The sequence below is a fragment of the Sphingobium sp. CECT 9361 genome (assembly GCF_918741285.1).
Classification (GTDB): Bacteria; Pseudomonadota; Alphaproteobacteria; order Sphingomonadales; family Sphingomonadaceae; genus Sphingobium.
In genome coordinates, this window is sequence record NZ_CAKKNC010000004.1 from 64,828 (window position 1) to 78,344 (window position 13,517).

Genomic DNA, 13,517 nt, shown 5'->3' on the forward strand with positions numbered 1-13,517 from the left:
CGCCCCTTTTCCTTGTTGCTCAGTTTATCAGAACTTCAGACGGCCCGAGATCGCAAAGCGACGACCAACCGTGTCGTATGTCGACGCATAGGTGTTGCCGCTGTTGTAAGCGGTCGAACCGGCCGAGTTACCAACCACCGGAGGCTTCTTGTCGAAGATGTTGTAAGCGTTCAACGTCAAGTCAAAATTCTCCATCACGCCGATACGGGTCGTGAAGTCGAAATAGTGATACGCCTTGATTTCGTTGAAGTTGTAGCTCTTGCCTACCAGCGGACCCGAACCGGTGATCGTGCCGTTGAACAAGGTGCGGTTTCCACTGGTGAAGCCGCGGGCAACGAAATCATTGGCGGAGCCCTCATACTTCACCTTGTGGATATAGCGCCACAGAAGCGAGACATCTACGTCACCGAACGACAATGTCGTGCGCTGATTGAACGAGAACTCAGGCTGAATCGATGCGCAGTTCGCGCTGAAGTAGCCTACGCAATCGCGATTATACGCTGTACCCGAAGCCTGGAACGTCGACGAGTTCGTCCAGTTACCCTGGAAGTTCAACGCCAGGTTCGCAAAGCCCATATCACTCTGATAGTTGACTATGAGGTCAATACCATCGGTTTTCAGACGGCCGTTATTCGTCAGTGGCTGAGGCAGACCCAAGATGGGCGCTGTTGGCGTTGATGTTCCGCTCAGGCGACCGTTAGCGCGGTTACGCTGAATGCCCGTGCAGGCAGCCGACGCAGCGGAAGCAGCAGTAATGTTACCAAAGCAAGCGTCAATGATATCAGCTGGAGTGGCCGACGTGATCGCGTTGTCTACCTTGATGTTGTAGTAATCGACCGTCAACGTCAGGCCGCTAACAAAGTTCTTCGGCTGCAACACTACACCGACCGTCAAGGTCTTTGCCTTTTCCGGACGAATGTTAGGGTCACCACCGCCTGTTGCGTTGGCCTGACCGGCGCTGGGGTTTTGGATTGTACCAATCGAGGTAACAGGTGCACCCTGCGCAAGACAAATGGCACGCAGGTTGGCGTCGGTCGTTGGCGCTGCACCAGCACATGGATCAACCAGCAAGTTGGTCAAGCCAGTCACAACTGGAGCGAACAGTTCACCGATGTTAGGCGCACGCACAGCCCGCTGATAGTTGCCGCGGAACTTGATATCGTCCACCGGCGCCCAGGTGAGGCCCGCTTTCCATGTAGTCGCGTTAAACGAAGGCTTGCCAGCAGCATCGACGGCGTATTTCGAATAACGAACGCCACCTTCAGCCGTCAGTTCCTGGAAGAAAGGCTTGTCAGACACCAAGGGTGCAATGATTTCACCGAAATATTCCTGAACATCGTAGCCGCCGGTCAGCGGAAGGATTGCGCCGCCTGCGCCGCCCAATTCACCCGGAACGAGAGCGAGAATATCAGGGATACGCTCTGCCTTGTAGTTACGATATTCCGCACCGACAGCAAACGCGATCGGATCGGAAGCCGCCGGCGAACTGAAACCAAAATCGCCGGTGAGCAAAGCATGCGCCTGCGACAGAGAAGACTTGTTCGTGATGGTGCTTTGACCATTCAGGAAGTTCGCTTGAGCAGGGGAGATCGTACCGAACAGGTTGAGCGGTACACATGCGTTAGCGGTGTTGATGCACGAAGCGGTGTTCGTAGCGTTCAATGCCTGCTGAACACGCGAGTTCAGAACATAGCCCGACTGGGTCTGAACGTTTTCGCTCTCACCATGCGAACCGTACACATCGAGACTCAGGCTGTCGGTCAGCTTGATCTTCGTGCCGATGTTGATGTCGAAAATCTGCGTAACGTAGCTGCTAATACGCGGACCAACTTCAACCGTACGGCGATATACTGCAGGAAGAGGAATGGCAGCATTGGTGTTGCACGTTGCGCCGGTTGGAATACCCGCAAAGCCGCAAAGCTGATCGCGGATACCAGCAGGCAAGTAGGGATTGTTGCCAGGAATCGTGAGTGGAACGCCAAACAGACCCGAGGGAGCAATGATCGTATCAACGGTGTTCTTGGAGAACAACGCGCGGGAATACACCTCAACCGTGTCGGAAACTTCATAACGCGCTGCGCCGTAAATGTTGAAGCGTTCGAACGGCGTTACGAAGATGTTATAGGGGTTAAAGTTAAAGCCCTGATAGAATGGAACGAGCGATTGACCATCTGGGCTGACCTGAAAATCAGTGTCGGTCGAAATACCGGTCGGAACCGAGGTGAAGGATTCACCCGATGCAACACCAGTCCTAGACGAGATGCCGAAAACGGACACGTCGCGATCACCCTGATAGATGGGATCGGCTTCCTGATAACCTACGCTCAGGACAGCGTTACCACGACCGTCGTCGAAGTTGGCACCGACGGTAAGGTCCATGCGGAACACATTGCCGTCACCCTTGCCGGTGATCTGCTCACTCGCCTGAAGATCGACGCCAGCAAAATCGCGCTTGGTGATGAAGTTCACCACGCCCGAGATGGCATCCGCACCGTAAGTGGTCGAAGCGCCACCGGTCAGCACGTCGACGCGCGAGACCAGAGCGACAGGAATGTTGTTGAGATCGACGCTGCCGCCGAAGTTGGCAGGAGCAATGCGCTGACCGTCAAGCAGAACGATGTTACGGTTGGAGCCGAGGCCACGCAGGTTAACCAGCGAGAAGCCGTTGTTACCGTTGTTGACGTTCTGACCGATGCTTGGAACAACGCCAGGAATGTCACGCAGCAGCGTCTCTGCAGTGTTGCTCTGACGGAGCTGAATTTCAGCTTCGCCGATTGCGGTGACAGGCGAGGACGCCGTCAGGTTGGGGTTGCGGATCAACGAACCCGTAACGACGATCGCATCGGTGGACGCAGCATCGTCAGCGGCCTGCGGCGCTTCTTGCGCGCTTACAGGCATAGAAATAAGTGCAGCGCCCATAATGAGCGGCGCTACGCCTGCGCGCAAAAGCGCGATTTTCGAGATATTGGTCACTATCCAGTCCCTTGCTCTGGAGTTCAGGCAGATTTTCGCCTGCCCTGTTATTGCTTGCGTGTGAAAACCAACTTTGGACCGAAGCCAATAGCTCCAAGCCCAGAGTTACCCGACAGCATGATTTTCACACGGGCTGCCCCTAGATTGCGCAGGTGCGCAAACCCTGTAAAGCGTAGGTTCAGGAAAGGTGGTGCTTTTAGGTGCGATTGTAGCATAATTGCCACATAGCTCCTTCATCATCAAATCTTTAAAAGCGTTAGGATGTTTCCAATGAACGTCGCGCTATGCACGTTAATTTTCGTGGTGCGCGGAATATTGAAACAAACCTGACTGTCGATCTCTTGAGAGGGTGGCTTGCCTCCGAATAGGTTCCTCGTCATGCTGGCCAGCACAATTCTGTGGAGAGTATTTATGATGCGTTTTGCCTTTGGTGCTGGGGCTCTTGCTACTTGCTTGGCCATCGGCCCCGTTCAAGCCGCCGCACCGAAATACGGTCCGAAACCGGAAATTTTCTCACGTTTGCTCGATTGTCGTACGGTCGCCACGGAATCGGCACGTCTGGCGTGCTATGACAAGGAAGTCGCAGCGATGGATCAGGCCGCGAAAGATGACGAAGTTGTGGTGCTGGACAAGGAAGGGCTGCGCAAAACGCGTCGTTCACTGTTCGGCTTTTCGCTACCCAATTTGCCGTTTCTGGGCGGAGATGGTGACGAAGGCAAACGATCGGAATCCTCTTTGATCGAGGCGAAGATCGCTGCTGTCCAGAGCTTGGGTAACGGTCGATATGCTCTGAAGCTGGATGATGGCGCGTTGTGGCAGACCACCGAAGAGCTGTTTAACCGCGTGCCGAAGGTGGATATGCCCATCGTGATCAAACGCGCAGCGATGGGCAGTTTTATGGCGACTATTGGCGGCCGGGGCGTCCGCATCAAACGCGTCGGCTAAACGCTCATTCGCCCATCGGCCCCGCCAACAGTAGCGGGTCGATGCGGGCGTCGTTCCATTTCATGCCCCAGTGCATATGCGGCCCGGTGGCGCGGCCGGTGGCGCCGACTGCTCCGATGATCTGGCCGCGGGTCACATGTTGCCCTTCGGCCACATCGATGCGGGAGAGGTGGAGGAACGCGCTGTTCAGGCCCGCACCATGATCGATCATGAGCAGATTGCCTTCCAGCGTGAAGGGATGATCGGCAGCGAGTGTTACGACGCCATCGGCCGGCGCACGGACAGGCGTGCCTGCCACGGCAGCCACATCGACACCGCCATGATATGCGCCGGGCTCTCCACGATAGATGCGCTGAGCGCCGAACAAGCCGGATATGCGCCCCGTCACGGGCCATAGAAACGCCTGCCGCCAACCCTGAGCGTTGCTGTGGATGGCGCGCGCCGTAGCGATGCGTGCGAGTTCAGGCATACGGAGCGCCATGAAGGCTTGGCTGTTTCGCGTGGGACGCAGGGGCGCATTCACGCGCTCTATGCGCCAATCGCGGGGGGAGACGTTGAGAGACTGCGCGAGGGGTCGACCATCGGCTAGGGTGGCGACCAACTGGGCGGTCGGCGGCGCATCTCGGTCGAAAGCAATCAGAAAACGACCGTCGGAGGTGACGGGGATCGCTCGACCATCGAGTGTAAGGGAAGTCACATTCTGCGGCGCTATGCCGATGGCAGTTCCGCCCTGAATCACCGTTCCCTGCAGCGCGAAATCGAGGGGCGATGTATTTCCGCGCACGTTCGATTGCGCCAGGGAGATACCGCTTAGAAACACCGACGCTATACAACACAACGCCGCAACCCATATCTTCATGCAAGCATACCGCGTGACTTTCGATCCGCAAGTTCGGCCTGCACCGAATATTCCGCGCTGGCATAGGGTTCCTGGCGCGCGATGCTCCAATAGCGCAGATCTTCCAGCGCGATGCGCTTGCCGGAAACGACGCACAGCACATGATCGCCGGGGCTGAGCACGCGAAAGCTATAGGGCAGGAAATGCAGCCGTGCGGGCTGATTGCTTTTCGACATCAACATGGGTCATTCGGTCCGGTCAGGAGGAGAAGAGATCCTGCTGCGTTACGCCCGTCTCTCGCGGTTTGGCGCGGGCAGGTCGAGTAGCAGGGGCTGGCGGCAGTATATCCGTCGCGCGCGCTGGCTCAACCCCACCAACGGTTGCATCGATGGGGCCATCGGCAAAGGTCAATATGACTTGGCCCGCTTGCGCGGCGTCAGTGCGGCTGCGGACCAGCCGCCCCTGCGCCATGACGCGCGCGAAGCCGCGTTGCAGCGGCAAGTCGGGGTTGAGCGATGCGGCTAGTCGCCACATACGGTCCAGCGCGGTCGTCGCATCGGTCAGTCGGCGAGTCAGCAATTCAGGGCGCAGGCGCAATCCGTCCAGCCGGTGTCCCTCGCGGACTATCCGCTGGCGCAACAGCGCGGGGCGTAGCGCGCCTGCCTTCCCCGCCAACTCCGCACGGGCGTCGGTGACGCGATGGCGCAGGCCGCGACCCAGCCGCTCACCCAGATCGTCGGCACGCTGGCGCTGCATGGCGAGCAGCACATCGGGCGCGGGGAGCAGGCGCACTTGCGTGTCCAGCCGCTCGCGCGCCTGGGCGGCGTTGCGGCGGACAGCCCGTTGCGCGCGCAGGCCCTGTTCGGTGAGCAGCGCGATCAGGTCCGCGCGCACCGGCACGGCTATTTCGGCGGCAGCGGTCGGCGTAGGCGCGCGGACGTCGGCCGCGAAGTCGCACAGGGTGGTGTCGGTTTCATGGCCTACGGCGGAGATGATGGGGATCGAGCAGTTCGCCACGGCGCGGACGACGATCTCCTCGTTGAACGACCATAAATCCTCGATAGATCCGCCGCCCCGCGCGACGATCACGAGATCGGGGCGCGGCACCGGGCCGTTGGCGGGCATTGCATCGAAGCCGCGCACGGCGTTGGCGATCTGGGCTGCTGCGCCCTCCCCCTGCACCAGCACTGGCCAGACGAGGACGTGGGTGGGGCAGCGATCCGCGAGACGATGAAGAATGTCGCGGATCACCGCACCCGTCGGCGATGTCACTACCCCGATCACTTTGGGCAGGAAGGGCAACGGTTGCTTGCGCTCTGCGGCGAACAGTCCTTCGGCTGCCAGCTTTTGCTTGAGCTTCTCCAGCAACTGCATCAGCGCGCCTTCGCCCGCCAGTTCCATACGCTCGATCACGATCTGATATTTCGAGCGGCCCGGATAGGTGGTGAGCTTGCCGGTGGCGATCACTTCGATGCCGTCGGCGGGGGAGAAGGCCAGCCGCCCTGCCCCGCCCTTCCACATCACCCCGTCGATAACCGCCGATTCGTCCTTCAGCGCCAGATAGACATGGCCGGACGCCGCGCGTTTGAACCCCGAAATCTCGCCGCGCAGCTTCACATGGCCGAAGCGATCCTCGACCGTGCGCTTCAGCCGCGCGGACAATTCGCTGACCGAGAGCGGCGGTGCGTTGTCGCCCGGCGCATCCTCCGCTAACAGGCGGCCCGACGGATCATAGGCAGACTCATATTCCGGGGACATGATGGCGATGAACATCCTTTTGCTTGGCGGTGGCGGGCGTGAACATGCGCTGGCGTGGAAGCTGGCGCAATCGCCGCGTTGCGATACGCTGTTCGCGGCACCGGGCAACCCCGGCATAGCGCAACATGCAAAGCTGGTCGACCTCGACCCGACCGATCATCCCGCCGTTCTGGCGTTCTGTGCCGATAATGCCATCGGGCTGGTGGTGATCGGACCCGAAGCGCCCTTGGTCGATGGACTGGGCGACAGCCTGCGCGCCGCTAACGTCCCAGTCTTCGGTCCGTCGAAGCTGGCCGCGCAACTGGAAGGGTCGAAGGGCTTTACCAAGGATCTGTGCGCGCGGGCCAATATCCCGACGGCGGGTTATGCGCGCGTCACCAACAAAGCCGATGCCCATGCGGCGCTGGAACCGTTCGGTTTGCCGGTCGTCATCAAGGCGGACGGGCTTGCGGCGGGCAAGGGCGTCATCATTGCGATGACCTTTGCCGAAGCGGAAGCGGCCATCGAGGACATGTTCTCCGGCAGCTTTGGTGAAGCGGGCGCGGAAGTGGTGATCGAGGAGTTCATGACGGGCGAGGAAGCGAGCTTCTTTGCACTGACCGATGGCACCAGCATCCTGCCGTTCGGATCGGCGCAGGATCATAAGCGCGTCGGCGACAATGACACCGGACCCAATACCGGCGGCATGGGCGCGTATAGCCCCGCCCGCGTTCTGACCCCTGCGCTGGAGGCGCAGGTGATCGATGAGATCATTAAGCCGACCGTCGCGACGATGGCGGCGGAGGGGATGCCCTATAGCGGCGTGCTGTATGCCGGGTTGATGCTGACGCCGACGGGGCCGAAGCTGATCGAATATAATGCGCGTTTCGGCGACCCGGAGTGTCAGGTGCTGATGATGCGGTTGCAGGACGATCTGGTCACACTGCTGCTCGCGGTAGCGCAGGGGACATTGGCCGAACTGGGGTCGGTGACGTTGTCTTCCGATCCGGCGCTGACTATCGTGATCGCGGCCAAGGGCTATCCCGGCACGCCCGAAAAGGGTGGCGCGATCGCGGGTATCGATGCGGCTGAGGCGCAGGGCGTTAAGGTGTTTCATGCCGGCACTGCGATGGCGGGCGATACGCTCGTCGCCAATGGTGGGCGCGTGCTGAACGTCACCGCAAGTGGCGCGACCGTCCGCGCGGCACAGGCTGCCGCTTATGCCGCGCTCGATGCCATCGATTTCCCTACCGGTTTTTGTCGGCGGGATATCGGCTGGCGCGAAGTGGAACGCGAAGGACTGTAATAGCCCGCTGGCATAAAGCGGTGGGTGCCCATATGCCAGTGCGAACAGGAGGCTGAAAGCATGAACGATTTTCTGACGACCTATGGCCTGTGGCTGGTGATCGCGCTGCTGGTGCTGATCGCGGTCGTATATCTGCTGTCGCGCAAGTCGGGCAGCGATGCGCCTGCGGCATCGGCGCCGCCCATCGAACCGGTGCGCGAAGTGGCCCCGCCGCCGGTAGTCGTGACCGCCGTCCCGCCCGCCGTCGTCGATCCCATGCCGGTGACGCCCGTGCCCGAAGCGGTGATTGCGGACGCTGTCGTCCCCAGCGCAGCGACTGCGCCGGTTACGGCGGGCGAAGCGTCCGATAACCTTATCCAGTTGAAAGGCGTCGGTCCCAAGCTGGTCACGCTGCTCAACGAACTGGGCGTGACGCGCTTTGGTCAGATCGCGGCGTGGACCGACGCCGATCTCGCTGCGGTCGATGCGCGGCTTGGCAACTTCAAGGGTCGGCCCGTGCGCGATCATTGGGTCGATCAGGCGAAGTATCTGGCTGCGGGCGATGTGGCCGGGTTCGAAGCGAAGTACGGGAAGCTGTAGGACGCTTACTATAAGCCCTCCAGCCAGGTCCATGTTGGACCGGAAAGCCTCAAAAGCCTCACTACGTCACCCCCCGTTGAGCCCTTCTGACTTTATCGGCGGATGCTGAAAGGGAATGTGGGGGTGTGCATAGTAACCATGCCATACGGGCCAGCCGCCCCCCGTGGGTCGCGTGCAGCTTTGGGGCGCTGCCAACCCGCTTCATCATACCCGCTGCTTAATAGCCTATGCATATATGCCGTCCTGTGCCGCCCGGCTGGTCGACCCGAAAGGGTCGAGGGGTTTCTGGCATGAACGTGCTTACGTGGCGTTGGCGTGGAGTACGGGCGAGGGTGTAGCGAGGAAGACGCCGTGTAGGACAGGGAAATATCCTACCCTGCCGCAATCACCGCAGGCTGAGCATCAATCCGGCCAGCGCGGCGCTCATCAGGTTGGCGAGGCTGCCGGCGACCAGCGCCTTTAGCCCCAGCTTCGCGATCATCGGGCGTTGATTGGGGGCGAGGTTGCCTGTCACCGCCATCTGGATGGCGATCGAGCTGAAATTCGCAAAGCCGCAAAGCGCGAAGGTGATGATCGCGACCGTCGCTGGGGCCAGCGTTTCCTGCACCGTGCCGAGCTGAATGTAAGCGACAAATTCGTTCAGCACGACCTTCGTCCCGAACAGGCCACCTGCCACCTGTGCCTCCGTCCACGGAATGTTGAGGAGATACATGATCGGCGAGAAGAGATAGCCCAGTATCTGCTGAAAGCTGAGCGTCGGATAGCCGAACCATGCGCCGATCCCGCCGAGCAACCCATTGGCGAGCGCCACCAGTGCCACGAACGCCAGCACCATCGCGCCGACTGCGACGGCCAGCTTCACGCCGGTCTGCGCGCCCTGCGCCGCCGCCTGAATGATGTTGGCGGGGCGTTCCTCGTCGTGGCTGCCTTCGGGCAGGATCACCGGATCGACCTGCGGGTCTTCGGGATTGTCGGGCATCATGATCTTGGCCATCAGGATGCCGCCGGGTGCGGCCATGAAGCTCGCCGCGAGGAGATAGTCGATCTTGATCCCCATCGAGGCGTAGGCCGCAAGGATCGTCCCCGCGACGCCCGCCATGCCCGATGTCATCACCGTGAAAAGCTGGGCCGGGGTAAGACCAGCGAGATAGGGGCGGATCACCAGCGGGCTTTCGCTTTGCCCGACGAAGATATTGGCCGCCGCGCAGAGCGATTCGACCTTCGACACGCCGATCACCTTCTGAATCGCGCCGCCGACCCAGCGGACGATGAGCTGCATCAGGCCGATATAATAGAGGATCGACACGAGGCTGGCGAAGAAGATGATGACCGGGAGCGCGGCGATGGCGAAGCTGGCCCCGCCGATGTCCGGTCTGGCCAACGGGCCGAAGATGAAGTCCGTCCCTGCCTGCGCATAGCCCAATAGATTGGCGACGCCTTTGGACATGGCCGCGATCACCGCCTTGCCCGCAGGGACATAGAGGACGAGCAGCGCGATGCCGGTCTGCAACGCAAAAGCGGCACCCACGACACGCAGCCGGATGGCCCGCCGGTTGGAAGAAAAAGCGATGGCAATGCCGAGGATCAGGGCGATACCGGCCAGGCCGATCAGAAATCTGGTCATGGATGCTTTCAAACAAGCGCGGGAGAACCGGTGTTTTATACACGCGGTTTGGCGGGGGGCTAGGGGCTTATGCTGCGGTAGCTGTTGTTCCCCGGCGAAAGCCGGGGTCCAGGGAGGCATAGCACTGCGCGCGCGACTCCTGGACCCCGGCCTGCGCCGGGGAACAATGGATGAAGCCCGTCTTCCCCTTTTTGCAAAAGGCGATATGAGAAGGACGATGACCAGTGCATCCACCGCTCCCGCTTCCATCCCGCGTTCCTTGTTCGTCTTCTCCGTATTGTACGGGGGCATGACCTGCACGGCGGGGATATTGGGGGTGAAGCAAGTCGCACTGGGGCCGCTGGCGGTGGAGGCGGGGATTTTCGCGTTCCTGCAACTCGTCATTCTGTCCAGCGCAGTGGCCGAGTTGCATGGGCAGAAAGTCGCGACATGGCTGGTGCGGCTGGGGTTCATTCCGCTGATCATGTCGGCTCTGCTGATCCAGCTTGTCATCGCACTGCCCCATGATGCGGGCATGTATCCGCCTGCCGTCGACGCCTTCCCCATCGTTGTGGGGCAAGGCGCGCGGATGATGCTGGCGGGGCTGATATCCTATGGCATTTCGCAGACGCTCAACGTCCTCATCTTCGCCAAGCTGTCGCGGGGCAAGGGCAAGCTCGTCTGGCTGCGCGGCATGACCGCGAGCATAATATCGCAGGTGATCGACACGCTGCTGTTCATTACCATTTCCTTTTATGGAGAGCGGCCGATCATGGAATTGATGGCAGGGCAGATGGTGGCGAAGATAGTCCTGTCCATCGTGCTGGTGCCGCCACTGATTTCGCTGGTGGTGTGGATTGGGCGGAAGCTGGACGCGCCTGCCTGAGAGTCTTTTCCTTCATCGTCATTCCCGCCCTTCTTGCCGAAGGGCGGGGATGACGTGGATTTGGGGACCATCCTCAATCCTTGCCCCCTGCCCCCCTTTCCCCTATGCGCGCGGGCATGAGCAGCAAGCACGATCCCGCACCCGAACTCCTGGCCAAAGCCGAGACGCTGACCGAAGCGCTGCCCTATATGCAGCGTTATGCGGGCAAGACGTTCGTGGTGAAATATGGCGGCCATGCGATGGGCGACCCGGAACTGGCGCGCGACTTTGCCGAGGACGTGGTGCTGATGAAGGCGGTCGGCATCAACCCGGTGGTCGTGCATGGCGGCGGGCCGCAGATCGGCGCGATGCTGAAGAAGCTGGGCGTCGAAAGCAGCTTCGTCGACGGGCTGCGCGTGACGGACGCGGAAACCGCCAAGGTTGCCGAAATGGTGCTGTCCGGCGCGATCAACAAGGAACTGGTCAACTGGATCGGGCAAGCGGGCGGCCGCGCAGTGGGTATTTCGGGCAAGGATGGCGGCTTTGTGAAGGCCACCAAGGCCCAGCGGACGCGCAAAGACCCCGACAGCCTGATCGAGCAGGCGGTCGACCTCGGCTTCGTGGGTGAACCCAGCCATATCGACACGACGATCCTCGACACGATCAGCAATGCAGGGATGATCCCCGTCATCGCCCCCATCGGCATCGGTGAGGATGGCGCGACATATAACATCAACGCGGACACGATGGCGGGCGCAGTAGCGGCAGCGCTGGGCGCGGCGCGCCTGTTCCTGCTGACCGATGTGCCGGGTGTGCTGGACAAGGCAGGCGATTTGATGACGGACCTGACGCCCGAGCAGATCAAGGTTTTGCAAGGCGACGGGACGATTTCCGGGGGGATGATCCCGAAGCTGGAAACCTGCGTCCTGTCGGTCGAGGCGGGCGTGGACGCTGCCGTCATCCTCGACGGGCGCGTGCCCCATGCGATGCTGCTCGAAATCTTTACCAAGCGCGGCGCCGGGACATTGGTGCGCGCATAACAGGCGTTGGTGGAATAATCGGGGGCCACGCTTGCCCCCACGACCCGCAGTCGCGTAAAGCCACAGACAACCCGCCGATTGGCGCACGCAAGTTCATATCGGAGACCGCATGGCCCTCGTCATCTATCAGATCCTGAACATCCTGCTGAACGTGGTGTGGTGGATCATCGTGATTCAGGCGATCCTGTCGTGGCTGATCGCGTTCAACGTGATCAACACCTACAACGACTTCGTGCGTAACGCGCTCTATGCGCTCGACCGGATGACGCAGCCGATCTATCGCCCGATCCGCAAGATACTGCCCGATCTGGGTGCGCTCGACCTGTCGCCGATGGTTGTGTTGCTGGCCGTCTATATTCTGCAGCGGGTTATTTTGCCGGCGATCTTCACCCCGCTTATCGTGGGATGATCCCCTGGCGGCAGGATGGTGACGGCATTGTTCTGGCCGTTCGCCTGACGCCGCGCAGTGCCTCTGAGGGCTTCAAAGGCCTTCGCACCGACGAACATGGCGCAGTCTGGTTGCAGGCAATGGTGCGCGCGGTGCCCGAAAAGGGAAAGGCCAATGCCGCGCTGATTGGCTTGCTGGCGAAGACACTCAAAATCCCCGCCGGGGCGATTTCACTGGAAGCGGGTGACACCAACCGTCTAAAGCGGCTGCGGATAACCGGCGGCGCGGACTGTATCGCGCGCCTCTCTCAACTGATGGACGAGATATGACGATCGGCAGGACTATCGACGGCAAGGCTTTTGCAGCGCAATTGCGCGCGCGGGTTGCGCTGGGGGTCGAGGCTTTCGTGGCGTCGCAGGGGCGCAAGCCGGGGCTGGCCGTCGTGCTGGTCGGCGAAGATCCCGCAAGCAGCGTCTATGTTCGCAACAAGGGCAAGATGACCGTCGAAGCGGGCATGGAGAGCTTCGAGTTCAAGCGGCCCGCCACGATCGGTGCGGACGAGTTGCTGGAGCTGGTCGAGGAACTGAACGGCGACGACCGGATCGACGGCATTCTGGTACAACTGCCCTTGCCCAAGCATATCGACGAAGCGGCGGTTATCGCGGCGATCAATCCGGACAAGGATGTCGACGGGTTTCATGTCATCAACAGCGGCAAGCTGGCGGTGGGCGAACCGGGCATGGTCCCCTGCACGCCGCTGGGTTGCCTGATGCTATTGAAGGACGAGTTGGGCGATCTTTCCGGGCTGGAAGCGGTGGTCATCGGGCGGTCGAACATCGTGGGTAAGCCGATGGCGCAGTTGCTGCTCAACGAAAGCTGCACGGTCACCATCGCACACAGCAAGACGCGCGATCTCGCCTCCGTGGTGCATCGCGCCGATATCGTAGTCGCCGCCGTGGGGCGCGCGGAAATGGTGAAGGGCGAATGGATCAAGCCCGGCGCGACCGTGATCGACGTTGGCATCAATCGCGTTCCGGCGGACGAAGAGGGCAAGAGCAAGATCGTCGGCGATGTGGCGACGGCTGAGGCCATCCTGCACGCGCGCGCGATTACGCCGGTGCCCGGTGGCGTGGGGCCGATGACTATTGCGGTGCTGTTGCGCAATACGCTGGTCGCGGCCCATGCGCGGCTGGGCCTGGCTGCGCCTGAAGGCTTGTGAAGCGTATCGCTCTGGCGCTGGTGC

General features: G+C 61.1%; 13 protein-coding genes. 8 read left to right on the plus strand and 5 right to left on the minus strand.

The window, feature by feature from the left end; translation table 11 throughout:
- Nucleotides 1-27: 27 nt before the first annotated feature.
- Nucleotides 28-2,973, minus strand: a complete 2,946-nt coding sequence (locus LQ220_RS08360) for a TonB-dependent receptor (RefSeq protein ID WP_230187834.1) — start codon at nucleotides 2,971-2,973, stop codon at nucleotides 28-30.
- A gap of 411 nt (nucleotides 2,974-3,384) precedes the next feature.
- On the opposite strand from LQ220_RS08360, the gene LQ220_RS08365 reads away from it, so the two are divergent.
- Complete coding sequence (locus tag LQ220_RS08365; protein WP_230187835.1) at nucleotides 3,385-3,918, plus strand: hypothetical protein; 534 nt, start codon at nucleotides 3,385-3,387, stop codon at nucleotides 3,916-3,918.
- Between the two features lie 4 nt (nucleotides 3,919-3,922).
- On the opposite strand, the gene LQ220_RS08370 is transcribed toward LQ220_RS08365, so the two are convergent.
- From LQ220_RS08370 to xseA, 3 genes are read right to left on the minus strand one after another with little or no spacing between them, the layout of a single operon-like run.
- Entirely contained in the window at nucleotides 3,923-4,777 is an 855-nt protein-coding gene (locus LQ220_RS08370) for a M23 family metallopeptidase (RefSeq protein WP_230187836.1), read from the minus strand.
- Entirely contained in the window at nucleotides 4,774-4,998 is a 225-nt protein-coding gene (locus LQ220_RS08375; protein WP_230187837.1) for a DUF2093 domain-containing protein, read from the minus strand. Before LQ220_RS08375 ends, LQ220_RS08370 begins: the two co-directional genes overlap by 4 nt.
- 16 nt (nucleotides 4,999-5,014) lie before the next feature.
- Nucleotides 5,015-6,514 (minus strand): exodeoxyribonuclease VII large subunit, encoded by a 1,500-nt coding sequence (xseA, locus tag LQ220_RS08380; protein WP_230188012.1) that lies wholly within the window; start codon nucleotides 6,512-6,514, stop codon nucleotides 5,015-5,017.
- Between the two features lie 7 nt (nucleotides 6,515-6,521).
- Here xseA and purD point away from each other — a divergent pair, with 7 nt between their 5' ends.
- Both purD and LQ220_RS08390 read left to right on the plus strand, forming a co-directional pair.
- Entirely contained in the window at nucleotides 6,522-7,799 is a 1,278-nt protein-coding gene (gene purD / locus LQ220_RS08385; RefSeq protein ID WP_230187838.1) for a phosphoribosylamine--glycine ligase, read from the plus strand.
- 60 nt (nucleotides 7,800-7,859) lie between these two features.
- Complete coding sequence (locus LQ220_RS08390) at nucleotides 7,860-8,378, plus strand: hypothetical protein (protein WP_230187839.1); 519 nt, start codon at nucleotides 7,860-7,862, stop codon at nucleotides 8,376-8,378.
- A gap of 385 nt (nucleotides 8,379-8,763) precedes the next feature.
- Here LQ220_RS08390 and LQ220_RS08395 read toward each other — a convergent pair whose 3' ends face one another.
- On the minus strand, nucleotides 8,764-10,002 hold the full coding sequence (locus LQ220_RS08395) for a NupC/NupG family nucleoside CNT transporter (protein ID WP_230187840.1): 1,239 nt from the start codon (nucleotides 10,000-10,002) through the stop codon (nucleotides 8,764-8,766).
- A gap of 217 nt (nucleotides 10,003-10,219) precedes the next feature.
- On the opposite strand from LQ220_RS08395, the gene LQ220_RS08400 reads away from it, so the two are divergent.
- From LQ220_RS08400 to folD, 5 genes are all read left to right on the plus strand, one after another.
- The gene (locus LQ220_RS08400) at nucleotides 10,220-10,867 is read left to right on the plus strand and encodes a queuosine precursor transporter (protein ID WP_230187841.1); all 648 of its coding nucleotides are present in this window, start codon (nucleotides 10,220-10,222) and stop codon (nucleotides 10,865-10,867) included.
- A 116-nt stretch (nucleotides 10,868-10,983) separates the two neighbouring features.
- Nucleotides 10,984-11,886, plus strand: a complete 903-nt coding sequence (gene argB / locus LQ220_RS08405) for an acetylglutamate kinase (protein ID WP_230187842.1) — start codon at nucleotides 10,984-10,986, stop codon at nucleotides 11,884-11,886.
- Nucleotides 11,887-11,995: 109 nt separating this feature from the next.
- Nucleotides 11,996-12,295, plus strand: coding sequence for a YggT family protein (locus LQ220_RS08410; protein ID WP_230187843.1), 300 nt, complete (start codon nucleotides 11,996-11,998; stop codon nucleotides 12,293-12,295).
- Nucleotides 12,292-12,603, plus strand: coding sequence for a DUF167 family protein (locus LQ220_RS08415; RefSeq protein WP_230187844.1), 312 nt, complete (start codon nucleotides 12,292-12,294; stop codon nucleotides 12,601-12,603). The genes LQ220_RS08410 and LQ220_RS08415 overlap by 4 nt, the downstream gene beginning before the upstream one ends.
- Nucleotides 12,600-13,493, plus strand: coding sequence for a bifunctional methylenetetrahydrofolate dehydrogenase/methenyltetrahydrofolate cyclohydrolase FolD (folD, locus tag LQ220_RS08420; protein WP_230187845.1), 894 nt, complete (start codon nucleotides 12,600-12,602; stop codon nucleotides 13,491-13,493). Before LQ220_RS08415 ends, folD begins: the two co-directional genes overlap by 4 nt.
- The last annotated feature ends 24 nt before the right edge of the window (nucleotides 13,494-13,517 follow it).

Excerpts from the sequence above, each read along its gene's own strand:
- folD (WP_230187845.1), top strand. The coding sequence starts at position 12,600 with ATGACGATCGGCAGGACTATCGACGGCAAGGCTTTTGCAGCGCAATTG.
- LQ220_RS08410 (WP_230187843.1), top strand. The coding sequence starts at position 11,996 with ATGGCCCTCGTCATCTATCAGATCCTGAACATCCTGCTGAACGTGGTG.
- argB (WP_230187842.1), top strand. The coding sequence starts at position 10,984 with ATGAGCAGCAAGCACGATCCCGCACCCGAACTCCTGGCCAAAGCCGAG.
- LQ220_RS08400 (WP_230187841.1), top strand. The coding sequence starts at position 10,220 with ATGACCAGTGCATCCACCGCTCCCGCTTCCATCCCGCGTTCCTTGTTC.
- LQ220_RS08365 (WP_230187835.1), top strand. The coding sequence starts at position 3,385 with ATGATGCGTTTTGCCTTTGGTGCTGGGGCTCTTGCTACTTGCTTGGCC.
- LQ220_RS08395 (WP_230187840.1), bottom strand. The coding sequence starts at position 10,002 with ATGACCAGATTTCTGATCGGCCTGGCCGGTATCGCCCTGATCCTCGGC.
- LQ220_RS08375 (WP_230187837.1), bottom strand. The coding sequence starts at position 4,998 with ATGTTGATGTCGAAAAGCAATCAGCCCGCACGGCTGCATTTCCTGCCC.
- LQ220_RS08390 (WP_230187839.1), top strand. The coding sequence starts at position 7,860 with ATGAACGATTTTCTGACGACCTATGGCCTGTGGCTGGTGATCGCGCTG.
- LQ220_RS08370 (WP_230187836.1), bottom strand. The coding sequence starts at position 4,777 with ATGAAGATATGGGTTGCGGCGTTGTGTTGTATAGCGTCGGTGTTTCTA.
- xseA (WP_230188012.1), bottom strand. The coding sequence starts at position 6,514 with ATGTCCCCGGAATATGAGTCTGCCTATGATCCGTCGGGCCGCCTGTTA.
- LQ220_RS08415 (WP_230187844.1), top strand. The coding sequence starts at position 12,292 with ATGATCCCCTGGCGGCAGGATGGTGACGGCATTGTTCTGGCCGTTCGC.
- purD (WP_230187838.1), top strand. The coding sequence starts at position 6,522 with ATGAACATCCTTTTGCTTGGCGGTGGCGGGCGTGAACATGCGCTGGCG.